The 23,306-nt window shown below is 48.6% G+C and carries 22 protein-coding genes; 10 read left to right on the top strand and 12 right to left on the bottom strand.

The annotated features are described in order from the left end of the window. Position 1 precedes the first annotated feature (1 nt). A complete protein-coding gene (locus GJJ30_RS14465; RefSeq protein ID WP_154175867.1) occupies positions 2 to 1,030 on the top strand; it encodes a glycoside hydrolase family 130 protein in 1,029 nt (342 codons plus the stop codon). A gap of 195 nt (positions 1,031 to 1,225) precedes the next feature. Here GJJ30_RS14465 and GJJ30_RS14460 read toward each other — a convergent pair whose 3' ends face one another. From GJJ30_RS14460 to GJJ30_RS14450, 3 genes are all read right to left on the bottom strand, one after another. Continuing rightward, the gene (locus GJJ30_RS14460; RefSeq protein WP_154175866.1) at positions 1,226 to 2,491 is read right to left on the bottom strand and encodes an MFS transporter; all 1,266 of its coding nucleotides are present in this window, start codon (positions 2,489 to 2,491) and stop codon (positions 1,226 to 1,228) included. A gap of 64 nt (positions 2,492 to 2,555) precedes the next feature. Further along, positions 2,556 to 2,924: a VOC family protein gene (locus tag GJJ30_RS14455; RefSeq protein ID WP_154175865.1), complete on the bottom strand. Its 369-nt coding sequence runs from the start codon at positions 2,922 to 2,924 to the stop codon at positions 2,556 to 2,558. Positions 2,925 to 2,985: 61 nt separating this feature from the next. Then, positions 2,986 to 3,579, bottom strand: a complete 594-nt coding sequence (locus tag GJJ30_RS14450; protein WP_154175864.1) for a TetR/AcrR family transcriptional regulator — start codon at positions 3,577 to 3,579, stop codon at positions 2,986 to 2,988. A gap of 583 nt (positions 3,580 to 4,162) precedes the next feature. Between GJJ30_RS14450 and GJJ30_RS14445 the strand changes: the two genes are divergently transcribed. Both GJJ30_RS14445 and GJJ30_RS14440 read left to right on the top strand, forming a co-directional pair. Then, complete coding sequence (locus tag GJJ30_RS14445) at positions 4,163 to 7,147, top strand: S9 family peptidase (protein ID WP_154175863.1); 2,985 nt, start codon at positions 4,163 to 4,165, stop codon at positions 7,145 to 7,147. A gap of 212 nt (positions 7,148 to 7,359) precedes the next feature. Next, complete coding sequence (locus GJJ30_RS14440) at positions 7,360 to 8,631, top strand: beta-propeller fold lactonase family protein (protein ID WP_154175862.1); 1,272 nt, start codon at positions 7,360 to 7,362, stop codon at positions 8,629 to 8,631. A gap of 76 nt (positions 8,632 to 8,707) precedes the next feature. Here GJJ30_RS14440 and GJJ30_RS14435 read toward each other — a convergent pair whose 3' ends face one another. Next, the gene (locus GJJ30_RS14435) at positions 8,708 to 9,004 is read right to left on the bottom strand and encodes a hypothetical protein (RefSeq protein ID WP_154175861.1); all 297 of its coding nucleotides are present in this window, start codon (positions 9,002 to 9,004) and stop codon (positions 8,708 to 8,710) included. 766 nt (positions 9,005 to 9,770) lie between these two features. Here GJJ30_RS14435 and GJJ30_RS14430 point away from each other — a divergent pair. The 3 genes from GJJ30_RS14430 to glgX all read left to right on the top strand — a co-directional run bounded on the left by GJJ30_RS14430 (position 9,771) and on the right by glgX (position 13,357). Next, positions 9,771 to 10,508 (top strand): YiaD family glycine zipper/OmpA-like lipoprotein, encoded by a 738-nt coding sequence (locus tag GJJ30_RS14430; protein ID WP_154175860.1) that lies wholly within the window; start codon positions 9,771 to 9,773, stop codon positions 10,506 to 10,508. A 71-nt stretch (positions 10,509 to 10,579) separates the two neighbouring features. Further along, the gene (locus tag GJJ30_RS14425) at positions 10,580 to 11,035 is read left to right on the top strand and encodes a ferritin-like domain-containing protein (protein WP_154175859.1); all 456 of its coding nucleotides are present in this window, start codon (positions 10,580 to 10,582) and stop codon (positions 11,033 to 11,035) included. Between the two features lie 219 nt (positions 11,036 to 11,254). Beyond that, positions 11,255 to 13,357, top strand: a complete 2,103-nt coding sequence (glgX, locus tag GJJ30_RS14420; RefSeq protein WP_154175858.1) for a glycogen debranching protein GlgX — start codon at positions 11,255 to 11,257, stop codon at positions 13,355 to 13,357. A 71-nt stretch (positions 13,358 to 13,428) separates the two neighbouring features. Here glgX and GJJ30_RS14415 read toward each other — a convergent pair whose 3' ends face one another. The 6 genes from GJJ30_RS14415 to GJJ30_RS14390 form a co-directional block, all read right to left on the bottom strand. Next, positions 13,429 to 14,172 carry a DUF3891 family protein gene (locus tag GJJ30_RS14415; protein ID WP_154175857.1) on the bottom strand — a complete coding sequence of 248 codons (744 nt, stop codon included), beginning with the start codon at positions 14,170 to 14,172 and terminating at the stop codon, positions 13,429 to 13,431. Between the two features lie 120 nt (positions 14,173 to 14,292). Then, on the bottom strand, positions 14,293 to 14,766 hold the full coding sequence (locus GJJ30_RS14410) for a pyridoxamine 5'-phosphate oxidase family protein (protein WP_310588274.1): 474 nt from the start codon (positions 14,764 to 14,766) through the stop codon (positions 14,293 to 14,295). Between the two features lie 373 nt (positions 14,767 to 15,139). Beyond that, positions 15,140 to 15,544, bottom strand: coding sequence for a four-helix bundle copper-binding protein (locus tag GJJ30_RS14405; protein ID WP_154175855.1), 405 nt, complete (start codon positions 15,542 to 15,544; stop codon positions 15,140 to 15,142). A 66-nt stretch (positions 15,545 to 15,610) separates the two neighbouring features. Continuing rightward, entirely contained in the window at positions 15,611 to 15,778 is a 168-nt protein-coding gene (locus GJJ30_RS14400; RefSeq protein ID WP_229313127.1) for a DUF2188 domain-containing protein, read from the bottom strand. 320 nt (positions 15,779 to 16,098) lie between these two features. After that, entirely contained in the window at positions 16,099 to 17,562 is a 1,464-nt protein-coding gene (locus tag GJJ30_RS14395) for a hybrid sensor histidine kinase/response regulator (RefSeq protein ID WP_154175854.1), read from the bottom strand. Beyond that, positions 17,546 to 17,995 carry a response regulator gene (locus tag GJJ30_RS14390; protein WP_154175853.1) on the bottom strand — a complete coding sequence of 150 codons (450 nt, stop codon included), beginning with the start codon at positions 17,993 to 17,995 and terminating at the stop codon, positions 17,546 to 17,548. The genes GJJ30_RS14395 and GJJ30_RS14390 overlap by 17 nt, the downstream gene beginning before the upstream one ends. 311 nt (positions 17,996 to 18,306) lie before the next feature. Here GJJ30_RS14390 and GJJ30_RS14385 point away from each other — a divergent pair, with 311 nt between their 5' ends. Next, entirely contained in the window at positions 18,307 to 18,936 is a 630-nt protein-coding gene (locus GJJ30_RS14385) for a porin family protein (RefSeq protein WP_154175852.1), read from the top strand. Between the two features lie 111 nt (positions 18,937 to 19,047). On the opposite strand, the gene GJJ30_RS14380 is transcribed toward GJJ30_RS14385, so the two are convergent. Both GJJ30_RS14380 and GJJ30_RS14375 read right to left on the bottom strand, forming a co-directional pair. Next, entirely contained in the window at positions 19,048 to 20,499 is a 1,452-nt protein-coding gene (locus GJJ30_RS14380) for a sigma-54-dependent transcriptional regulator (protein WP_154175851.1), read from the bottom strand. A gap of 47 nt (positions 20,500 to 20,546) precedes the next feature. Continuing rightward, complete coding sequence (locus tag GJJ30_RS14375; protein ID WP_154175850.1) at positions 20,547 to 20,912, bottom strand: response regulator; 366 nt, start codon at positions 20,910 to 20,912, stop codon at positions 20,547 to 20,549. Positions 20,913 to 21,405: 493 nt separating this feature from the next. Here GJJ30_RS14375 and GJJ30_RS14370 point away from each other — a divergent pair, with 493 nt between their 5' ends. The 3 genes from GJJ30_RS14370 to GJJ30_RS14360 all read left to right on the top strand — a co-directional run bounded on the left by GJJ30_RS14370 (position 21,406) and on the right by GJJ30_RS14360 (position 22,694). After that, positions 21,406 to 21,573 carry a lmo0937 family membrane protein gene (locus GJJ30_RS14370; protein WP_154175849.1) on the top strand — a complete coding sequence of 56 codons (168 nt, stop codon included), beginning with the start codon at positions 21,406 to 21,408 and terminating at the stop codon, positions 21,571 to 21,573. A 451-nt stretch (positions 21,574 to 22,024) separates the two neighbouring features. Then, positions 22,025 to 22,312, top strand: a complete 288-nt coding sequence (locus GJJ30_RS14365) for a YtxH domain-containing protein (RefSeq protein WP_154175848.1) — start codon at positions 22,025 to 22,027, stop codon at positions 22,310 to 22,312. A gap of 52 nt (positions 22,313 to 22,364) precedes the next feature. After that, a complete protein-coding gene (locus GJJ30_RS14360) occupies positions 22,365 to 22,694 on the top strand; it encodes a YtxH domain-containing protein (protein WP_154175847.1) in 330 nt (109 codons plus the stop codon). Positions 22,695 to 23,306: the final 612 nt, after the last annotated feature.

The raw sequence follows: 23,306 nt of genomic DNA, 5'->3' as shown, positions 1-23,306 counted from the left end.
CATGAAAAAATACCAGCTTCGCCGACTTTCGGATCAACCGATTATAACGGCCGCCGATGTCAACCCGTCGCATCCGCAGTTTCGGGTGATGGGTGCGTTCAATCCCGCAGCCTGCCGGTTTGGCGACGAAATTCTGCTGCTGCTCCGGGTTGCCGAAGCCGTGGATACCCTGCCGGGAAAGATTCAGGTGCCCATCGTACAGCAACTGGATGGTCAGTTTCAGCTGGTAATCAAAATGTTTGCTGAACCGGAAGGCGACTACGACCCGCGCGTGGTGCAAATCGGCGATCAGGCTTATTTAACCTCGCTGAGTCACCTTCGACTGGCGCGAAGCCGGGATGGCATTCATTTTACGGTCGACTCCAACCCATTTATTTTTCCGGAACGTGCCGATGAATCTTTTGGCGTAGAAGACGCCCGGATTACGTTGCTGGACGGTCAATACTGGATTACATATACGGCAGTTTCGGAAAATGGCCCTGGTGTGGGGCTGATCGTCACGAAAGACTTTGTAAGCTTCGAACGAAGAGGAATGATTATTCCGCCCCCCAACAAAGACGCCTGTTTGTTTCCGGAGAAAATCAACGGTTTTTATTACCTGCTGCACCGGCCGATGGTGGCCGACATCGGAAAACCGTCGGTCTGGCTGGCTCGTTCAACGGACGGCATTCACTGGGGCGACCACCGGTTTTTGTTCGGAGCTGCCGGAACGCAGTGGGAGCATTTGAAAATTGGCGCGGGTCCCGAACCGATTCGAACCGACGATGGCTGGCTGGTTTGTTACCACGGTGCCAGTGTCGATCATGAATATTCTCTGGCTCTCGCTCTCCTCGACCGCGACGATCCGACCCAACTGCTCGACCGCTCCACGGAGCCGTTGATGGTGCCCGAACTCGAGTGGGAGAAAACCGGTTTTTTTCCGAATGTGGTGTTTACCAACGGCTGGGTTCAACTGCCCGACGGCCGGATTCTGGTCTACTACGGAGCTGCGGATTATTGCGTGGGGGTGGCCGAACTGGTAACGGTGTAAAGTGGTTTTTAAAATTTTACGCCAAAGTAAAGTTCCGGTTCAAACAGGAAATAATGGAGTCATTTCTTTTCTAATCGGTCGAACGATTCCGGAGTATTTGTTTTAATCGGCTAATGCGTAACGGCCACTGAAGGTTCAATAAAAAACCGGATAGAGTTTGTTCTATCCGGTTTTTAGTTTTAGTCGGTCTCCCCGCTAGACACCAACAGGGGGCACTTTTTGGGCCGCTTCAGTCGCCTGTTTCCGCGTAACGTATTGATTGATTGAATACATCATCACAATGGTGATGGCCGTTGTTGCGGCTACGATGTAACCCAGCGTATCGTAGTGTTCCAGTTTACCGCCCTTGGCCTGCACCACAATCAGACCGGCAATCATCGAGGCAATACCGCCCGAAATTTGCTGAACCGACGAGTTGATGCCCATGTACGCGCCCCGGTCCTGCGGGTCGGGAACGCCCGAAACCAGCGCCGACGACGAAACCATCCGCGCCGAAATCCCCGCGAACAGCAACACGTTGATAATCATGATTTCCCAGAGCGGGGTAATGCCCAGATGACAATAGACAATCGTCACGATAATGCCCCAGATCGATGCGTAGAAAAACAGTGGAAACTTGCCGATTTTATCACTCAGTTTCCCGGCCAGCGGTCCGATAATGATGGCTGAAACGCCGGTCACCATATAAATCAGCGGCAGTTGTTCCTGCGAAATTCCCAGGTTGTAAATGGCAAATGCACTGCCGAACGGCATCATCATAAAACCGCCCGTAGCCAGCAAAACCGTGCTGGCAAAACCGCGCAGGTAACTCGTCCGGGTAACTGTGTGCCACAAATGCTGAAACGGATTCCGGTCTGATTTGAGGTTCAGGTGCGCCGTTACCGGTCTCATATACAGGGCAATGGCAATGCCAACGACCACGCTGACGCCCACAATCAGAAGAAAAGGCGCATGCCAGCCGAAGTTATTGGCCAGATACAAGCCCACCGGAATCCCCAAGACCTGGCTACCGGCAAACGCCGACTGAATCACGCCCATGACCCGGCCGCGTACCTGAAACGCAAACAAATCGGTGACAATGGCAAACCCAATCGAACCGATGACCCCACCAAAAATTCCGGTAACAATGCGGGCGATGAGCAGAAAATGATAGTCAGGCGCAATCCCACACAGAAGTGTTCCGAGTACAAAACCGCTGTAAAAGAACAGCAAAAGCTTTTTTCGGTCGTACCGGTCAGCAAAACCGGCTGTCAGCAATCCCGACGTTCCGGCGCTGAAGGCATAGGCCGACACCACCCAGCCAAACTGGGCCGTCGAAATGTTAAGTTCGGTCAACAACTGGGCGCCCAGGGGCGAGAGCACCATGAAATCCAGAATCACCGTAAACTGGATGAAAGCCAGCATTCCGATGATGGCTTTTTCATAGGACGTAAAGGCGGTTTTTGGTTCGGCAGTTTGCATAGGTTTTTCTTTCGGCAGTAATATAGTGTGTCGACTTAAAATCGGGATTAAAATCCGCCCCGGTTTAGTTTTCGGACAGATGGCTGACTTCGATCATGACGTTGCCCGGCCCGGCAAAATAGAATCCCAGCGAACCGCGAATGGGTCGGGGTTCGCGCTCAACCGCAACACCCGCAGCCAGCAAACGCTGGTAAATTTCGTGCACGTCTTCCGGTTCTTTCACCAGAAACCCCAGGTGAAAATCCGGCGGATAGTTGATTTCAGTCGCTTTTTGCAGGTTACTTAAAACAAGAATAAAACCGTCTTCGCCGTATAAAACCGCCAGCATGTTCTTGCCTTTGGTTTCCAGGCATTGAAAATGGAAGATGCTTTCAAAAAATGCCGTGGCTTCCGCGACATCCGGTACACATAAATTCAGGTGATTTAGTTTCATGGTGTTGATAAATAAATGATTATAAATAAATGAACGTTCACTATTTTTTAGGGTAAAAAAATTAAGGCTTCAGTGCTTTCAGGACCAGTTCCAGCGTTTGCTCCAGGATCTTTTCGTCTAGGACAAATTTGCTCCAGCCCGGCATCCCCCGCTCCGACTGCTGAAATTTAATCAGCTGATACAAAGGCGCATACGCCACCGACCAATACACCTCAACCGGCAATTTTACGAGTTCGTTCCGGCGGATGGCGTTCAGGACAAAGATTTTCATGGCAGCTGAAAACGGGTTTTGAGCGTCGGTCTGAAACCGTTCGTGGAAGGGCGAATGGCGCATCTGTTCCATAAAATGCATTCGAAGCGGGTATTTCAGACAGTAATTGGCCCGGTTCATCCACTGCACCCGCATCCCTTCTTCAAAATGCATTTCCGGATCAAAACCTCGGAGCGTTTCCTGACTCATCGTCTGCATTTCTTCGTAATAAATCTGCCGAATCAGGTCCTCGCGGTCCTTGAAATAAATGTAGATCGTGGCCGGTGACACGCCCGCAGCCTTCGCCAGCTTTTGCATGCTCAGTCCGTCAAACCCCTCCCGGACGATCATTTCCATCGCCTTTTCCCGAATCGCCAGTTCCTTCGTTTCGTCGCGTAGCCTCATAATGGATTCAAAAATAAACGAACGTTCTTTTATTTAAAAATATATTGTACTTTTTTTTGAGCAGACCACCATGACTGATGCATATAAGGCCTGCGAACGAGCCCGAAGGCTGCTATCCGGATGGAGCCTGTGAAAAAAGCCCGAAGGGCTGTACCGTGGATAACCCCGGATGCAATCCGGGGCCAGACCTAATCAAACCACCAAACCCGATCCACTGGAAATAAGCTCCGAGTAATCCCGCCAGAACAAGCCCGAAGGGCTGTACCGTGGATAACCCCGGATGCAATCCGGGGCCAGACCTAATCAAACCAACTCAACCCCGGAGGGGTTGAATCCGTCCCAGAGTATAGTATTCAACCCTTTCAGGGTTGCGACAAGACTTATGGCGTTTCCCCGGATTGCATCCGGGGTTATCCACGGTGCAGCCCTTCGGGCTTTTTACGCAGACTCTATCCACGGTGCAGCCCTTCGGGCTTGTTCTATCGGGATTGTTCGGATCTGATTTCTAGTGGAGCGGAGGAGGGCGTTTTGCTTGTTTTGGCAAGTTTTGCGTAAATTAGTAAGCTGTTAACCCTCTTGAACCATGCGTCACGTTGCTGTTCTTTTCATTTGCTGTTTCTTTCTTTATCCAACCTCTTTTTTCGCACAAACGCCCAAACGGCCACTTACCCATGCCGACTACGATCGCTGGCAAACCGTCCGCTTCGAGAAGCATTCCAACAATGGCCAATGGGTTAGTTATCAGATCGATCCGCAGGAAGGCGATGGCGTGCTGGAGCTGATTCGGGTGTCGGAGCCTTCTTCCACCAAAAAGTCCGAACCAAACCTGGAAGCCAAAGCGGGCGGACCAAACGTAGCTGCAGACCGTCAGGCTGCGGTTTTGAATCCAGCACAGACTAAAAAATACGTGTTCGCGCGGGGGTATCTGGCGCAGTTTACGCCCGACAGCCGGTTTTTGGTCATGCGGCTAAAGGCACCATTCAAACTAACGCGGGAGGCCAAAAAGAAAAAAGTCAAGGCGGATCAACTGCCGAAAGATAGTTTGCTGGTATTCAATCTCGAAACCGGAAACCGGATCGGTTTTGCCAATATCAAATCGTATTCGCTGCCCAAAGAAAGCGGTTCGTGGGCAGCCATTTTGCAGGAACATCAGGAAGTGAAAGGCGTCAAAAAAGACTCAACTTCCCAAAAACCGGCCACGCGTCTTCGGGCTTCGGCTTCGACGAAAAAACCGAAAGGCGACGATCTGATTCTGCTGAATCTGGAAACCGGCGCAACGCAATCATTTCGCTACGTAACCTACGCAACGGTTTCGGACAATGCAAATACGGTTTTTTATACAAAAGACGCGGTAAACGATACGCTGAAAAAAGCGGGCGTATTTATTTTCGACACCAAAAAACAGAACGAAATCCTGGTCGATACAAGCTCGAAACGTAAAGTTTACAAAGGGCTGGCCGTGGATAAAACCGGCACACAACTGGCCTGGATGGCCACCGCCGACAGTGCCGAAGCGGATGTGCGGGCTTATGCACTGTATTATAAGCTCTTAATGCCACCCGCCGTTGCTACGTCCCGAAAACGAAAAACCGCCCCGGTTTTTGCTGGCTCTTCGGGGCAGACGATCGTGCTGGCCGACACCCTGACCAAAGCCTATCCCAAAGGCTGGAACGTGAATGAATACCGCACGCCCACGTTTTCGGAGGATGGCAAACGCCTGTATTTTGCTACCTCGATTTTACCACCCAAACCGATCAAAGACTCAACGGTGCTGGACGAAGAGCGGGTGAAAGTGGACGTCTGGAGTTGGAACGACCCGACCATTCAGCCCATGCAACTCAAGCAATTGAAGCAGGAAAAAGAACGCGGTTTTCTGGCAGTTTGCGATTTAACGACCGGCAGCGTAACGCAGCTCGGAAACCGGGATATGCCAAATGTTCAGATCGATCTGAAAGCCGATCATCCGTACTGGCTGGGGCTGAGCAATTTGCCGTACCAGATCAACAGCATGTGGGACCCCGGTCAAACGGATTTGTATTTGATCAACTCAAAAACCGGCCAGAAAAAACAGATTGCCAACGACGCCCGGGTGTCGTACGCGCAGTTGTCGCCGGGCGGAAAATACGCCTGGTGGTACGACGAACGCGATTCACTCTGGCGGGCGTGGTCGCTGGCAGCAGGCAAACGCATTGACCTGACGCGGGGAATTCCGGTGCGGTTTTTCGACGAAGAACACGATACGCCCGACCTGCCCGGCAGTTACGGAGCCGCCGGGTGGACCAAAGACGACCGCTACGTATTGATTTACGATCGTTTCGATCTGTGGCGCATCGACCCGACGGGACAGGAAAAACCGGTCAACCTGACGGCGGGCTACGGACGAAAAAACCGCATTCGGCTGCGTCGTACGAATGCTGATCCGGAGGAAAAATTCGTTTCGTTAACCGGAAACCTCTGGCTGAGCGGTTTTTGGGAGAGCGATAAATCGACGGGAATTCTGAAGAAACCGATGGAAAATCCGGCGGCCGAGCCGGTGATTCTCGCCAAAGGAAACTACCGGTTTTCTAGTGTAACGAAAGCGAAAAAAGGGCCGGCGTTGACGTTCCAGAAAGGTAACTTCCGTGAATCCAACAACCTGTATCTGACCGATACGACTTTTGCCGAACCGCAGCAACTGACCAACATCAATCCGCAGCAGGACAGCGTTCGCTGGGGCAGTGTCGAGCTGGTGAAATGGGTTGGAAACAATGGTACCAAGCTGGAAGGATTGCTGTATAAACCGGATGATTTCGACCCGAAAAAGAAATACCCGATGCTGGTGTATTATTACGAACGCAATGCCGAAACGCTGAACGACTACAAAGCGCCCGCACCCAGCCGTTCGACGATCAACATGGCGTATTGTGTATCAAACGGTTACTTGGTTTTTGTTCCCGACATCGTTTACACAACCGGTATGCCGGGACAGAATGCCTACGACTGCATTGTGCCGGGCGTTCTGAATCTGCTGGAAAAAGGCTTCGTCGACCGCGACCGCATCGGTTTGCAGGGTCAGAGCTGGGGCGGTTACCAGACGGCATATCTGGTAACGCGCACGAATCTGTTTAAGGCGGCCATGGCCGGTGCGCCGGTCGTGAACATGACCAGTGCCTACGGCGGTATCCGCTGGGGAACCGGCATGAGCCGCATGTTCCAGTACGAAAAAACACAAAGCCGCATCGGCGGAACGCTCTGGGACAAACCAATGAATTACCTCGAGAGCTCCCCGTTGTTTTACGCCAACCGCATCGAAACCCCGCTCCTGCTGATGGCGAACGACCAGGACGGCGCGGTGCCCTGGTACCAGAGCATCGAGTTTTATTCGGCGCTCCGGCGCTTGAGCAAACCGGCCTGGCTGCTGGTCTACAACGGCGAAGATCACAACCTGACCCAGCGGCACAACGCCAAAGACCTGAGCATCCGGATGTACCAGTTTTTTGACCACTACCTGAAAGACGCTCCGCTGCCGCCCTGGATGAAGCAGGGCCGGTCGGCGGTGGAAAAGGAACTGGGCGTAATGAAGTATTAAACTGTAAATCAGCCGCCTGCCGGTTTTCTGAATCAGGCCACGGTTTGGTTCTAATTGGTGTCTACGAAAAGTAAGAAACCGCCTGAAGGCGAATTTGGAATCGGGCGTCAAAACGGAAGAAAGTTTATGAAAACCCGGTCCTGGTTTATTAAAATTGCTCCTTTCGTCTATATTTGCGTAATATCCAAAGATATAACCCTTCTATTAGCAGCATGAAAAAACAGAGTTTAGTTGCCCTTGCCACCTTATTAACGACGGGGGCTTTTGCCCAGCAGGACCCCATCCAGTTTACAGCCAAAGGAATTGTAGTTTTGTCCGATGCCGACATGGCTGCTTCCGCCCTGGTTGATGGTAACTTGTACAAAAGCAAAACCAGTCGCGACGCGCTGACGGTTATCAAATTTCCGCTCGATCGCACCGGTCAAAACATTACAACGGCACCCATTTCCAATTCATCCGCCCTGTACGACAAAGCCGCCTTGGTGACGCCCAACGGCCGTTTCGCTTTCGTTCTGGAAGGACGCGGTCAATTGGGCGACAGTGTTGCTACGCTGAAAGGTGGTGTAAAAGACCTGCCATCCGCAGCCCGGATGTTCATTGTTGATCTGGCACCGGCCAAGCCGACCGCCAAAGTCGTGAGTGTCGGTGCTTTGCCGACGGCCATCACCATCAATCCGCAGGGAAACACGCTCGCCGTGGCCTCGGGCGAAGCTGGTAAAGAAATGCGACTGATTGAGGTCGACAATACGGGAACGCCCAAACGGGTGATTACGGCGCCTTCGCCGGTTCCGGGTGCACGGATTACGGACCTGGTCTGGAGCCCGGCGGGTGATTTTATCGCCTACACCATCGAAGATTCGCAGGAAGTGGGCATTATGAAATATTCCCTCGATGCGGCCAAGAAACCCAATATTGTGCCCCACGGAAAACCCATCAAGGTAGGCGGTTTGCCCGCTACTGGAAAATTCTCGCCCGATGGAAAATTCTTCATTGTTTCCGATATCAAGAAGGCTGCTAATGCGTCTGGTGCGGGCAAAGGCGAGTTGTTTGTGGTTCAGTTCAGCACCGAAGATACGCCGGGCGAACACAAGATTGTGTCGCAGACCGCTTCGGGTGAGAGCGCCGAAGCGCTGGCCGTCAGCCCTGATGGTTCAATGGTGATTGTGGCTAATTCCGGCCAATCCTATCAGCCGTTTAACAACGCCGGTGCCGGAAAAAGCTCGCTTTCCGTCTATTCGCTGGATAAAGAAGGCAAATTGACCTTGGCGAACGAATACCCATTCGAGGGAATTGCGCCCCAGAGCGTTGAATTTGACAAGAGCGGAAATGCGATAGCCGTGGCGGTTTCTGAATTCCTCGACTATGGCGACCGGTCCGGTGCCGTCGAATTCTGGAAAGTAACCAAAGGCGACAAACCGTCGCTGGAAAAAATGCCGGGCAAAATCAACGTAACCCGCGGCAGCCACACAGTACGCGTTTATTGATTATAATGAACAATGAATAATTAACAATGAATGGCTGACGCACGCTGTTCATTGTTAATTATTCATTGTTCATTAATCAAGCCCGCTCCCAGCGGAATTGCTTCTTGACTTTCTTCGTTTTTCCGTCTCCTTTGTCTTTTTTCAGGCCTTTGCGATCGCTGGCCATTGAAGCGCGGGCGCCTTCGCCTTTCCGGTTCGACAGCCACCAGGTTGGGCTGTGCATAGTACCGAAGGTCGTTCCCCGGTAAACCCGCCCGCCGTGCTGGTGTTCCATCCGAACGTGACAACTTTTGATGGGGCAGTTTGAAGCCATACAACCCGTTAACAGCCATCCACATACCAGACTCATCCACAATCCAAGGCGTTGTTTCATCTCGTTTCGATTAAAAGCAGAAGGGATGAAAATAAAAAAAGTTTTGCTCTTTTTCTATTTTTCATCCCTTCTGCTTTTGGTAACAACCAATTACCTCCCGAAAGCCAATTCATACCCGGCATTTACCAAATATTCGGCTACTCTCGGCCGAACTACCCAGTAAACCCCGTTGTCCCCGCGCAAAATCCAGTGATCATTCCCCTTTACGTAGCGATTATTAGCACAATCAATCGCTTGCATTAATGTTTTAAATTCGGACTGTCGTGCTTCTTTCAACATCTCTGGCAGTCGTGGAAATGACACGCTCCGCCTTAACCTTAAAGTAATAGTTGAGTCTCGAGAGTACATACACGTAGAGTAAACAATTCAATAACTACTTTACTCATACATAAATCAGGCCAGATATTACAGTTTTGTAACCGTTTAGTAAAATAAGACAATATTAAGTAAATTTTTCAATTTCCAATTTACCAAAAACTAACATTTTATTTTTGACCCATCAGGTAGTTTTGCCCGGTATCCGATAAGGTACTACTCATATTATTACTCAGTTCAATTGTGGAAGGACTTCCCCATCAGCCGTTCCCTGTTTCCACTGTTCCCCAATTTTTCATGTCGGCCAGGTCCAAAACTAATTTGGGGCAATAAAGGCATATTATTTTGATTTACAATCATATACGGTAAAAATATTATCTGACTATTCTTACTTTTTGGGAAGTGGTATGACTTTTGGCGAGCCAGCCGTAAACCAACGTGAAATAATATCATGATCAATCACAGCCAATCTTTAGGATTTATTAAGATGAGAGCGGTTGCAATCGTATTAGCAGGTAGTATTCTGGTGGTCGATACGATGACGGGGTGTAAATCAATCAGAAAAAATACGAACAATACTCAACGGGGTGCCATCATTGGCGCCGGTGCCGGTGCCGTTGCGGGTGGGCTGATCGGACGCAAATCGGGCAATACCGCCATCGGAGCTATTTTGGGCGCAACCGTGGGTGGTGCCGGTGGTGCTTTGATCGGTCGGCAAATGGACAAACAGGCCGAAGAACTACGTCGCCGACTGGAAAATGCCCGGATTGAACGGGTGGGTGAAGGGATTAAAATTACCTTTGATTCCGACTTCCTGTTCGACGTTGACAAGTACAATCTGAAATCGGCAAATCGGGCAAATATTGAGAAACTGGCCGAAACGCTGAAAAAGTACGACGATACCGAAGTGTTGATCGAAGGTCACGCCGATAACACCGGTTCGGATCAACACAACCTGACGCTTTCGGAACGACGGGCCAAAACCGTAGCCAAAATTCTGCAATCAGAAGGAATCAAAGGAAACCGCGTGACTGAAAAAGGATACGGCGAAAGTCAGCCTATTGCTGACAACAGCAGCGCGTCGGGACGTCAGCAAAACCGCCGGGTCGAGGTAGCCATTTTTGCCAACGAAAAATTGAGAAAAGCCGCCGAACGCGGGACAATCGGTGACATAACGGCTAATCGCTAAGATTCGCAAACACTATCCGGTGTTCACTGTTACCATTACAAGTTGTCCAATCAATTTAATTCAAAAACGTTATGGAAGTTGCAAACACAAACAGCGAAATTCTGGATCGATTGAATACGCTATTGACGCGTACGCGTGACGGAGAGCGTGGCTATCAGGAAGCCGCTGAAAATGTAAAAGATACCGAACTGAAAACCTTGTTCCTGGCTCAGTCGCGGCAACGGGGAGAATATGCCACCGAGATCGACCGGGAAATCCGGACCCTTGGGGGTGACCCGGAAACCAGTACGAGCCTGCTGGCGGATTTACACCGCGCCTGGATCAACATCAAAACGTCATTCACCGGCAACGACGACAAAGCGGTGGTGGAAGAATGCAAACGCGGAGATGGTCAGGCCCTGGATGATTATCAGGAAATTCTGCAAAGCACCAGCCTGGCGGCCAGCACGCGAGAACTGTTGCTGCGCCAGAAAGAGCGGATCGAGTCGGCGCACGCGTCGATGTCGCGGCTGGCGCAAGTTGTTTAACGATACGCTTTTCAAAAAAAGGTCGCTGGTCCACTGGATCAGCGACCTTTTTTTTTGCCGCAATCCCTCACTTTAAAACCCGCCCTAAAAACAATCCAAATGTTTGGATGGTTGATTAATCAGCCGGGCTTACTAAAATCAAAAACCGCTACTTTATTCACCAAACAATCAACGGCAAGGCGGTTTTTGATCCGTTTATCCCGGAAATCAATTATTTATATGGAACCCATCAATACAGTAGAAAACCCGGACGAAGTCCGTTCCAGACCGGGAAAGCCCTATCCGCTGGGCGCAACCTGGGACACAGAAGGTGTTAATTTTGCCCTTTTTAGTGAACACGCAACCGGCGTTACCTTGTGTCTGTTCGACGCCAATGACCACACCCACGAAACACATCGTATTCCGCTCACGGAACGGACCGAACACATCTGGCATATTTACCTGGAGTCGATCCCGCCCGGGCAATTGTACGGTTACCGGGTCGAAGGGCCGTTTGAGCCATCGCGGGGTTTGCTGTTTAATCCCAACAAATTATTGCTGGACCCGTACGCGAAAGCGATCAGCGGGCCCATCCTAAGCAATTTGGCTCAGCTAGGATTTTCGCCGGACAACCAGGATGAAAACCGGTATTCGGAGCCGCAACCCGACGACAGTGCCCCGTTCGTTCCCAAGTCGGTTGTAATCGACTCGTCCTTTGACTGGGATGACGACCAACGCCCGGACATCCCGCTCAATCGCACGGTTATTTACGAATTACACGTGAAGGGCTTTACCCAGCAACACCCTGAACTTTCTAAAAAAATCCGGGGAACGTACGCCGGGTTAAGCAGTCCCGAAAGTATCGAATACCTTAAATCGCTGGGTATCACGACGGTTGAGCTGATGCCCATTCACCAGTTTACGGGCGAAAGCTACTGGGGTTATAACTCCATCGGGTATTTTGCGCCCCACAGCGAATATGCATCCAAAGGAGACGTTGGCCATGCGGTTGTCGAATTCAAGGAAATGGTGAAGGCGCTGCACAAAGCCGGTATTGAAGTTGTGCTGGATGTGGTGTACAACCACACCGCCGAAGGGAATCAGCACGGCCCTACCCTCTCCTTTCGGGGAATCGACAACCCGGCCTATTACTGGCTGGTGGAAGACAACGAGCTGTTTTACATGGATTATACCGGAACCGGTAACACCCTCAACATGAACCACCCGCGGACGCTGCAACTGGTCATGGACAGCCTGCGGTACTGGGTGAACGAAATGCACGTCGACGGTTTTCGGTTTGACCTGGCTACGGCGCTGGCGCAGAGCCTGAGTGCCGCCGGGCAGTTGTCGTCTTTCCTGGAAACTATCCAGCAGGACCCGGTTTTATCGCAGGTCAAACTGATTGCCGAACCCTGGGACATTCAGTCGTACCACGTCGGTAATTTCCCGGTGAACTGGTCGGAGTGGAACGGCAAATACCGGGATTGCGTCCGGGGGTTCTGGAAAGGCGATGAAGATCAGGCGGGTGAATTTGCCGCCCGGTTTCTGGGCAGTCCGGACTTGTACAATGACGGACGCCAACCCGCCAACAGCATTAACCTCATTACCGCTCACGACGGTTTTACGCTCAACGATCTGGTCAGTTACAACGACAAGCACAACGACGCGAACGGCGAAGAAAACCGGGATGGTGCCAATGACAACCGGAGCTGGAACATGGGTGCAGAAGGCCCGACCGACGATAAAACCATCCAGCGAATGCGTGAACAACAAAAACGAAATTTTCTGGCTACGCTGTTGCTCAGTCAGGGAACGCCGATGCTGCTTATGGGTGACGAGTGCAGCCGGACCCAGCAGGGAAATAACAACGCGTATGCGCAGGATAACGAAATCAGCTGGTTCAACTGGGAATGGAGTTCCGAGCAGCAGGCGCTGTTCGATTATACCCGGCAGCTGACGGCCCTGCGTCAGGAAATACCGCTGTTGCGTCGGCGGAAATTTTTCCAGCAGGACGAATTCGCGTGGCTCCGGAATGATGGCAAACAAATGACCGAAACGAACTGGCACGACGGCATTACCCGCTGCCTCGGTTTATTGATCGACGGTAGGAAAGTTGACGAGCAGGACGAAAACGGTGATCCCATCACCCAGGACCGGCTGCTGGTTCTGGTCAACGCTTTCTGGGAACCGTTACCATTCAGATTGCCCAAATTTGGCAAGAAGAAAGCCCGGTGGCAGGTGCTGGTCAACACCGACCTCGACGCCAATGTTCCCTACGAAGTCTCGGCCAACGAACCTTTCGAAATCCAGAGCCGGTCGTTGGTACTATTAAAACTTAAGTAAGAGATGAATTTTGAGTGATGAATGATGGACGATGAAAAAAGCTGACGCAAGTATTCATCGTCCATCATTCTTCATCCTTTCTCCCCCTCTTCTTTCAAAAACCGCCACTCCCGTTCTTCGATGGGCGCCTGCTGGATAAAGTCATATAGTTCAGCATCATTTTTAAAGCTCAATTGATGAAGTTGATAGGTTTCGACCGTCAGCGAAAACTCCTTTTGATCGAAAGGCCAGGGATCGACGCCCAGGGATTGATCCGGTCGTTGAAAAATAAAGTACGAAATACCGTCCGGGCCGGGGCTGATTTCGAGTCGGCGACCGTTTTCGGGCAGGTTATCCTGGCAAAGAATGAGTGAAAGGGCGTCGCACCACTGCACAAATGCGTAGGCAAACTCCACCTCCTTTTTAGACACCTTCAGTTGCTTCATCCAGGCTTTTTGATTTTTTTCCTGCTCCTCCAGAAACCGGGCAAGCTCCGAATTTTGATCCGTAAGCGACTGGTACAGAAACGTGGCATGCATCGACACCATCAGCGCATTCCAGCGGCTCTTTTCCAGTGCAATTTCAACCATCCGCTTCGCCTGCCCGACAGAATATTGCTCAATCCGAAAGTCAATTGGCGCTCCGGCGGCCGTGAGGTGGTTTTGTCCCTCCCAGGGTTCCTGGCCGTCGTCGTGTTCGGTCAACGCAACCAGTGTTTCAATCCAGCGATCAATCTTTCGGGTTTGATTCCAATGCATTGCAATTTTGACCGCCAGCAATCCATGCGCCTGCTGCTGAATCAATTCCCAGCCAAAATCTCTGTTTTTAACAATCATAATTCAGGTAAAAGAAATTAAAAAAATGTGATTCGGGATTAACTAACGACGCGTGCAAGCACTATCAAGCAAAAAGGTCGACCTGAAGAGGTCGACCTTTTTGAAATCTATCAGGCAAACTCAGCGGTTTTCAATGACCTTGTTTTCCCCTTCTTTGTAGGTATCCCCGGTCAAGGCCGCCCGGGCCATTTCAAAAAGCCGCACCATCCGGCTGGAAGTGGAATCCCAGTATTCGGCGGTTTCGGTATGGACTTTCAGGATGGAAAGTTGCGGATCATCTTTGCCGTCGGGAAACCAGGGTTTTGCCATGGGCGACCACAATTCCTCGATTTTGGCCCGATCCTGAAGTTCTTCGGCCGTTCCGTTTACAGAGACATACGACGCGTCTGAAACATTGGCGAAAGCCACATTTACTTTGTAATTCTTGTCGATCTGATCGGTTTTCGGGGAATGTTCTTTCGTTAAAAACCACAGATCGCCATTCTCATCCAGTTGCATAACGGCCATCGGTCGGCTGACCAGATTGCCTTGTTCATCCTGGGTTGTCAACATCCCCACCCGGATATCCTCGATCAGCTTACTGACCTTTTCCATATCCCTATTTCGTTGTTCCAAAGTTTCCATAACATGAGTTTTTAACTAAAAAACAGGCCGGTCGTGTTTAGTTTTCCTAAAAACAACCGGCCATTCCAACTTAGTATGTATATACGGTGCCGATTGCCGGTCTTAGGTCTTCATCGGTTTTACCATTTCCGTTCACTGGCGCAGGGTCGATATAGCCAGGTAAGGAGCAGTTTTCACATCGAAGATTCACAATCAATTGAACGCGTCGGACGAAGTAGTTGCCGAATTGTTTTTCCAGTCTGTGATGCCTATGGCGCGTTTCCTGACAGAATTTCCCGATGGTCGATGGCCCAGCCGGTTTGAATACCAGCACCGTTTGAATAGCTCTTTCGTAATGAGCGACTTAATTGTAAAGCATTTCCTGACGGCCCAGCGCTACAAAAAGCGACCGCGACATTTCGGATTCTGCATCTGGGTGTAAGCCCATTTCGAGAATAGCCATACAAACCCGAATACACTGACGGCAGGTCGACGCAATCTGACACGCCCGATCCGCGCTCATGCGTTCGCATTCTTCCGCGCATTTTTCGCATACTTCAATGCAGGTCCGGGCCAGAAGCCGGGTGTTTTCGGAACCCCGGACGTATAAAACCGCTACCTGACGGCACAGATCTGAAGCATCCAGACTCAGGAAAATGCAGCGATACAATTCCTCAATATCCTGCTGACGTGAACATTCGGTTGCGTATTCATCACATGCCGTAGCGCAGGCAACCAGTGTGTCGTAAATGTTTTTTTTCCAGATCATAACGCTTCTTCCTTCTTGAGTTAGTATAAATTGAGAAAATGATAAGGTTGGCTTGTGCAATAGTGATCAACTAACAGCGGTGTTGCGGGATTCGATAAACCGTTGACGCGCCCAAACCCGGGCTTCCGTAATACTGGTTGAAATAACCTTCTGTTTATCGGAGGATTCGCTTGCAAGAAGCGAATTGGCAATTTCAATCGCTTTTTCCCGGACACTTGGTGGTAGCGAACGCATCGCTGCGGGAAAATGGGTTTGATTCCAGACCATCATCGTTTATCGCTTGTTGATGCCAATCTTATTGAGATAATTATGCCAATTCTTAAATCCGCGGACTTATCAATTTCACCAGAGTTACAATCCTGATTATCAACAATTTCACCATATGCTATCACCAGAAAACACAATATTCCAAATCTCATACTCTGCCAATTTGTAGAAATCAGTTTCCCCGCTGTGTAAAAAAATCCACAGCGGAATCCAAAAAAAAGCCGCTGAAGTGTTCAGCGGCTTTAACTCAATGATGAAACAGCAATTCATCATTTATAACCCATCATCTATTTCGGAAAGATCAGTCGGAATGTCGTCCCTACGCCCTCCTGGCTTTCGACCTCAATAGAACCCCGGTGGCTGTTGACAATATTTTGGGTAGTGGTCAATCCCAGTCCCATTCCGCCTTGTTTTCCAGTAAAAAACGGATCAAAAAGACGCTGGCGGTTTCCTTCCGAAATACCGGAGCCGTTGTCTTCCACCGAAACCATAATCAGCCGGTCATTCAACGGCACAGTTCGGACGGTCAACACGCCGGTCAGCTCCTTCATGGCCTCAACGGCATTGATCAGAATATTGAGTAGAGCGGTTTTAAACTGCTCCTTGTCGAGCGGAACTGCACAATCCTCCTTTGTAAAATCGGTGATTAACTTCATTCCTTTCAACTGTAAGCGGTCGTGCACCAGGTGGAGTGTGTCGCGCACGGCGTCGTTCAGGTTATACGGTTTCAGTTCCAGTTCGCGGGGTTTCGACGAGTTGAGCATTTCGGTGATCAACTGCCCGATTCGCTCGGCGTTCCGGCGAATGATGTTGATGTAAAGTGCTAATCCGGGGTCGTCGGGCGGTAAATCCTCTTTGAGCTGCTCCAGGGCCAGGTGTAGGTTCGTCAGCGGATTACGAACCTCGTGCGCAATGCTTCGGGCGATCTGGCCGGTCATGCTTAGTTTTTCGGCAATCAGCAGATCGCGTTGTGCCTTCTTTTGCTGGGTTACATCGCGCACAATGGCCTGAAACCAGTTGGTCACCCCTCCCTTGTCGGGAATGGCCACTACGGACAGCAGGCAATCGATCTTTTTGCAATCTTTGCTGACCAGCACAATCTCACTGTCTTTGATGTGTTCCGAACTGTCGATCTGCTGCCGTAACTGATCGTAAACGTCCGACTTCTCAAACAGGTCGCGAACGTTCATTTTTCGCAGTTCGTCATTCGAGTAACCCGTCAGATTTTCCAGCGACGGGTTAATTTCCTGAAATTCAAAATGGCGGTCGGTTACAAAAATAGCGTCGATCGAACGCTCGAACAGCGAGCGGTATTTATTCTCTTTTTCGGCCAGTTCGCCCACCACATTGGCCTGCCGCAACGCGTATCGAATGCTTCGGCCAAGCAGTTGGGCGTCGATCCGGCCTTTCACCAGGTAATCGGCGGCTCCCAGTTTCAGGGCTGAATAATCAACTTCCAGATCATCCTGGCCCGTCAGCAGAATCATCGGCGTCTGGCAACCGGCCTTAAATGCCTCCTGAATCAGTTCAATCCCGGTGCGCTCGCCCAGGCGGTAATCCACCAGGTAAACATCGTAGGCATTTTGGTAAATGTGTTCTAAAGCCGAGTTGAAGTCGCTAACCCAATCCAGCTGAATATTGGCGTTGTCGCGGGTAGAAACCAGCGACTTTGTTAAAACGAAATCGTCTTCATCATCCTCAACCAACAAAACCCGGATGGGCTTCTCCGACAATTCATCGGGTTGAGTCATCAGGTAAGGAAACGGTGTCAATCCAGTATTTTTTTATAGTGGTAGTAATATCAAGTAACGTACTGAAATCGAAGGGCTTGGATATATACGAACTCACGCCTAAATCGTAAGTTCGCAGAATGTCTTCTTCGGCCGTCGATGTGGTTAATACAACGACAGGAATTTGCCGGAATTGCTCATTTGCCTTGATTTCACGAAGCGCCTGAATGCCGTTTTTTCGTGGCATGTTCAAATCAAGAATAATCAGGCTGGGCCGAATAGCCGATTCATACGGCTGACGCTGATGCAGAAAATCCATTAACTCCTCCCCGTCCTCCACAAAATATAAGTCCGATTTCAGGTTGCATTCCCGGAAAGCCTGCTCAATCAACATGCGGTCGTCCGCATCATCGTCAGCAATGAGGATACTGGTATTATATTGCTTGTTCGTCATTCGAATATATTATTGGAGTCTCGCTGCCCGCCTAATATTACCAAAGTTACAGTTACTTTCCTTCAATGAAAGGAACAAGTTTGCATTCCAGGTGTTTTGCAAAACTGCAAAATCTTACTTCATACCCTCTACACTTTGAGTATTATCTTCCACAATCAGGACTGGTTTTCTGAATTGATATACTAAAACAAAATCATCTAATCTAACATAATTTACTGTAAGTCAACACAATAAAAACAAGATACTTACCAATAAGTCCGTTTGGCACACATTTATCAAGGCGACAAGTATTCACCAACCACTAATAATTCATGAAAAGTCCGATTGTTACCTTGCTGCTTGCGTCAGCGTTACTAGGTATGATGACCGTTTCAACGTCAAAAGCACAAACGACAGCGCGTACCGGTATTAAAGCCGGTCTGAATGCCAGCACGTTATACCTGAATAATGTAAACGATCGCAATGAACGAATTGGATTCCACGTCGGCGTTTTTACCCAATTGCCCGTGAGTAGTTTTTTTGCCATTCAGCCCGAATTGCAATACACCACCAAGGGCGTTTCGGCAGATTATAATTTATTGGGAGCGACGGGCCGGAACACATTTAAGCTGAATTACGTAGAACTACCGGTTCTGGCAACCTTCAAATTAGGCAATTCGGTCGATCTGCAAGCCGGGCCTTATGCCTCTTACCTGCTGAACTCGAAAGTAACAACCGATGGGGATCTGGGTTCCGATTATCGAAATATCAACCGCGATAACTTCAATTCATTTGATTACGGAATTGCCGGCGGACTGAACATTTATTTCGGAACGGTTTTGCTCGGTCTACGCTACGGCCAGGGTTTGCAGCCTGTGGCTAAAGACGGAGGTGCCCGACTTTTAATGGGAAAAGCTAAAAACGCCACCGGACAGCTTTCCCTCGGCTTTACGATTAAATAAATAATTAAATCAGAATGAACAATTAACAATGAATAATGAAGTTGCGCGTCAGCCTTTCATTATTCATTGTTAATTGTTCATTCTGATTACAAGGTTAATTGTTCATTCTGATTACAAATGAATATCGTACGCTTTGAGCTTGTTATAGAGCGTCTTACGATCGATGTTGAGGACTTCGGCGGCTTTGGTTTTGTTATAACCGGTTTTTTCCAGCACCTTGATAATGGCCGCTCGCTCGGCGTTTTCTGAAACGGATTTGAGGTTGTTGGCAGCCGTGACGGCCGAAACGGGTGTACCGTTGTCTTCCAGAAGATAACTGGGTGAAATGATTTCATACGGCAGGCAATCGAGCGTAATAAGGTCGCTTTGTGACAGTAAAACCGCCCGCTTAACCACATTCTGAATTTCCCGCAGATTACCGTGCCAGTAATATTCTTTCAGCTTTTCTTTTACCTCATCGTCAAATCCCAGAACGTTCTTTTCCAACTGTTCGTTGGCCAGCTCCAGAAAGTGATCGGCAAACAGAAGAATGTCGGCTTTGCGTTCGCGAAGAGGAACCAGATCGATCCGGAATTCATCCAGACGATGAAAAATATCTTCCCGAAAACGTCCCTGGCGAACAGCTTCCCGTAGGTCTTCGTTGGTGGCTACCAAGATTCGGACATCGACAACAATATCGGTATTGCTACCAATCCGCCGGATTTTCCGCTCCTGCAAAACCCGCAGCAGCTTGATCTGGTTTTCATACGAAAGGTTACCAATTTCATCCAGAAACAAAGTGCCGCCGTTGGCGTATTCAAAGCTGCCCATTTTGTCGGACGTAGCACCCGTAAACGCACCTTTGGTGTGCCCGAAAAGTTCGCTCCCTGCCAGTTCTTTCGACAAAGCGCCACAGTCGATGGCGACGAACGGCTTGGCCGAACGTTTACTTTTCTGGTGAATCGCGTTGGCGACAAATTCCTTCCCTGTACCGGTTTCGCCAGTGATGATCACCGACATATTCGTGGGAGCAATCAGATCGATGTGTTTCTGCAGCATTTCGGCAGCCCGGCTTTTTCCGAAGATAAACCGTTTGCCGCTGGTGGCAATCGTCAGCGTTTTAGCAGCCCGGGCAGCCGGTTTGGCCGAACCCAGCTCAGGAGCCTCCTCGCTATCGCCGTTCGCAGTAGCAACCGCAACCGAACGGGACTCGGTTTTCTGGCTACGTCGTTCGAGCGCACTTTTTATCGTGTAGAGAATTTCGTCGGGATACAGGGGCTTGGTAACATAATCATACGCCCCGTGCTTAACAGTCTGAACTGCCATTCGGACATCCGAATAACCGGTAATGATGATAACCGCCGTTGTTGGATCCAGTATTTTTATTCGACGCAACATTTCCAGTCCGTCGACATCCGGTAATTTAAAATCGCAGATAACCAGTTCGAATGACTCTTTGCGCAGAAGATCCACGGCGTCATCTCCTCGTTGAACGGAAGCCGTCTTATATCCTTGTTTTGACAAAAAGCGTTCTAAAAGCAGGCATATATCCGTATTATCATCAACGATTAAGATTCTTTCCATAGAAGGACAGTTACAGTGTCCGATACTTAATGAGGGGATAAAGTTAACTAAACTTGGATATATTGTAAAGCCTGTTCGATGGTCTTCCGATTAAAAGGCTTACCGATAAAATAATCCGCCCCTTCCTGTGAAGCACGCTTGCGCTCGGCAGTTCCGTCAAAAGCGCTGATCATGATCACTTTCGTATTACGGGCGCTCATTCGGATGAAGGACAACAGTTCAAAACCAACACCATCGGGTAAGCTCAGGTCCAGAAAAACGGCATCATATTCCTGGGATGCCAGTTGTTGCCGACCTTCTTCAATAAAGTTTGCGCAGGTAGGTTGATAGCCCATTCGCTTCAATAAACCAGAAAGTAATAGACAAATATCAGCTTCGTCGTCAACAATAAGGACTTTCTTCGTATTTGTCATGTTCGATACCACCGGTTTGTATTGAGTCCCGGTTTGCCATCCCCTCATGCTCTCCACTTTTTGTTCCCGTTTATCATTATACAATATGTTACGTTAGAGCAACCTACAGATAATAACATGCCTAAATTTCACCAATTGCCATAAACCCCAAATAAAAGCTTAAAATACCGTTAAAAATACCCCGATACTGTAAAAAACACGTAGTAATGCCTAATTAGAGCGGTAAAGATAATTTCATATTTGAGTAAAAAGGTGTTTTTTTTCTACATAATGTTCTACAACTGTAGAAAATATTCTACATCTTTTACAATTTTAAAACAGGTATGAACAATGTTTTATAGATTAATTTTCAAGGAAAGATACCAATAATCACTTCATTTTTGGACTTTTTAATGATAGTCTATTCATCCATACTCTTTTGGCATAACTTTTTCTTATAAAGAAAGCATTCCACACCTTATTCACCATTTTATTCCAACACCGATCTAGAGCCATGGGAAACTTGCTATACACAATTGCAGTTATACTTATCATAATCTGGGCTCTCGGTTTTTTTGGTGTTTTAGGAACAGGATTAGCTGGCAACAACCTGATTCACATCTTGTTAGTAATTGCCATTGTTGCAATTCTTCTTCGCTTAATTCGCGGCCGGGGAGTTTGAAATAAGCACATCATTTAAAAACGCCGTTGACCCGTCAAGTTCAGCGAACGTCGATATAGTCGCTACTGATAATAACCTTAGCGATACGTTTAGGTTTAGGTGGTTTCATTTTAGGTTAAGTACAAGTTACGGTGGGTACGGAATCCCTGCACCAGATTTGAGTGCAGGGATTTTTTGTTGAACTTCTTGCAGAAATCCGGCTCAGAGCGCAAATCCAACACAATTCTCCGTCTCAACACGCAGTTCGATTCTACAATCTGTAGAAAATATTCCTCACATTCCCGGAAAACCGCAAAGACGGATCTAATCCAAAGAAAATTTGATTCAGCTGTTTATCAACACATTAGCTAGACAATTGCAGGCAATGGGACAAGTGTGGTACGAATTTTTCTATCCATAAACCGTCTACCGCCCCGGGCGGTCTTTTTTCACTTAAACCATTTGAAAGATTATGAAATCGAATTTCAGTGGACTGTTGGTTGCGATATTGACAGGTGCAGCTTTGGGTCTTTTGTTAGCACCTCGTAGTGGGAAAGATACCCGCAAGAAAATTTCAAATGATTCAGACAAGTTTCTGAAAGATTTGCAGGACACCATCGCCGATGGGTTCAACAGCATTCGGAATCAGTACGATGATACCAAACAGAATCTGACTTCAAAATACAATGATGCAGTCGATACGGTAGCTTCGCGCACAAAAGGAGCCGTTGAGCGAATTGAGCGCAATTCTAAACATTAATCCATTAAATTTGCTACCTTCATAAGTTGCAAACTTAAATTTAGGAAACACCATGAAAAGTTCAAGAGATTTTCTGTTAGGATTCATCACAGGCGTAGTAGCAGGTATTCTGACCGCACCAAAAAGTGGCCAGGAAAGTCGGCAATGGATTCAGGATGAAGCTGATAAACGCACCAAGGATCTGCAGGATCAGTGGAATAAAGGCGTTGAACAAGTAAAAACGCAGGTTGAGCAGGTTAAGTCTCAGGTCAATCAATGGACTGGCAAACTGCAGGATGAAGGCGAACAGAAGAAAGAAAAGTACAACGAAAAAGTTGATAACCTGGCTGACAAGGCGCATGAAGGCGTTGATGCAGCCAAACAATCAATCAAAGCGGAATAACTTTTCGGGTCGCTTGAAAACTAGGCTGATACGCCACTTATTGATTTACTCAACGATATGATAAGTAGCGAAATGCTTGGTCAGCAGGCATTTCGCTTTTTTGTTACTCAATTTATCTGCATCTTGGTAGGCCAAGGTTAGTAAATTTTAATTTTCTCCCGTTTTGTAAATTGGCCGAAAAACGGCATATTTATACTCATAAGGGCGTTTTTCCTTATAAAACGCCCTGCTACTGGGAGAAATCAAAAAATAACTAAGTAGTTTTCTTTAATTTTTTGAAGAAAATTTAATGCTGATGCTGTAAACAACTATTATATTTGCATACTTGCTTCAGAAACAAAAAAGTAAAAGATATTTACCTGAATCTATTTCAGGTAGCGAGTAAAGACAGCCTAAGCCTGAACGGGCGGCTGTTTTTAAATGGTGTGGATATAGTCGGAAAGCTATTCGGGCAGTCTCGAATAGCTTTTTTGTTGTTACTCTTTTTGTGATTTCACCTCATTTTAACCTCCCTTTAACTCCGGTTTAATCTGATCCTGCTACTTTTGAACGATCAAATTTCCGCTGTAAGTCAGCTAGTTTCTTACAAAAGGGAGGTTGAACATCAGAGCT

Source organism: Larkinella terrae (assembly GCF_009668025.1).
Classification (GTDB): Bacteria; Bacteroidota; Bacteroidia; order Cytophagales; family Spirosomataceae; genus Larkinella; species Larkinella terrae.
This window is presented reverse-complemented; position numbering and strand designations above follow the sequence as displayed.

Coding starts and splice junctions, on each gene's coding strand:
- GJJ30_RS14465 (WP_154175867.1), top strand. CDS start 2: ATGAAAAAATACCAGCTTCGCCGACTTTCGGATCAACCGATTATAACG.
- GJJ30_RS14460 (WP_154175866.1), bottom strand. CDS start 2,491: ATGCAAACTGCCGAACCAAAAACCGCCTTTACGTCCTATGAAAAAGCC.
- GJJ30_RS14455 (WP_154175865.1), bottom strand. CDS start 2,924: ATGAAACTAAATCACCTGAATTTATGTGTACCGGATGTCGCGGAAGCC.
- GJJ30_RS14450 (WP_154175864.1), bottom strand. CDS start 3,579: ATGAGGCTACGCGACGAAACGAAGGAACTGGCGATTCGGGAAAAGGCG.
- GJJ30_RS14445 (WP_154175863.1), top strand. CDS start 4,163: ATGCGTCACGTTGCTGTTCTTTTCATTTGCTGTTTCTTTCTTTATCCA.
- GJJ30_RS14440 (WP_154175862.1), top strand. CDS start 7,360: ATGAAAAAACAGAGTTTAGTTGCCCTTGCCACCTTATTAACGACGGGG.
- GJJ30_RS14435 (WP_154175861.1), bottom strand. CDS start 9,004: ATGAAACAACGCCTTGGATTGTGGATGAGTCTGGTATGTGGATGGCTG.
- GJJ30_RS14430 (WP_154175860.1), top strand. CDS start 9,771: ATGATCAATCACAGCCAATCTTTAGGATTTATTAAGATGAGAGCGGTT.
- GJJ30_RS14425 (WP_154175859.1), top strand. CDS start 10,580: ATGGAAGTTGCAAACACAAACAGCGAAATTCTGGATCGATTGAATACG.
- glgX (WP_154175858.1), top strand. CDS start 11,255: ATGGAACCCATCAATACAGTAGAAAACCCGGACGAAGTCCGTTCCAGA.
- GJJ30_RS14415 (WP_154175857.1), bottom strand. CDS start 14,172: ATGATTGTTAAAAACAGAGATTTTGGCTGGGAATTGATTCAGCAGCAG.
- GJJ30_RS14410 (WP_310588274.1), bottom strand. CDS start 14,766: ATGGAAAAGGTCAGTAAGCTGATCGAGGATATCCGGGTGGGGATGTTG.
- GJJ30_RS14405 (WP_154175855.1), bottom strand. CDS start 15,544: ATGATCTGGAAAAAAAACATTTACGACACACTGGTTGCCTGCGCTACG.
- GJJ30_RS14400 (WP_229313127.1), bottom strand. CDS start 15,778: ATGCGTTCGCTACCACCAAGTGTCCGGGAAAAAGCGATTGAAATTGCC.
- GJJ30_RS14395 (WP_154175854.1), bottom strand. CDS start 17,562: ATGACTCAACCCGATGAATTGTCGGAGAAGCCCATCCGGGTTTTGTTG.
- GJJ30_RS14390 (WP_154175853.1), bottom strand. CDS start 17,995: ATGACGAACAAGCAATATAATACCAGTATCCTCATTGCTGACGATGAT.
- GJJ30_RS14385 (WP_154175852.1), top strand. CDS start 18,307: ATGAAAAGTCCGATTGTTACCTTGCTGCTTGCGTCAGCGTTACTAGGT.
- GJJ30_RS14380 (WP_154175851.1), bottom strand. CDS start 20,499: ATGGAAAGAATCTTAATCGTTGATGATAATACGGATATATGCCTGCTT.
- GJJ30_RS14375 (WP_154175850.1), bottom strand. CDS start 20,912: ATGACAAATACGAAGAAAGTCCTTATTGTTGACGACGAAGCTGATATT.
- GJJ30_RS14370 (WP_154175849.1), top strand. CDS start 21,406: ATGGGAAACTTGCTATACACAATTGCAGTTATACTTATCATAATCTGG.
- GJJ30_RS14365 (WP_154175848.1), top strand. CDS start 22,025: ATGAAATCGAATTTCAGTGGACTGTTGGTTGCGATATTGACAGGTGCA.
- GJJ30_RS14360 (WP_154175847.1), top strand. CDS start 22,365: ATGAAAAGTTCAAGAGATTTTCTGTTAGGATTCATCACAGGCGTAGTA.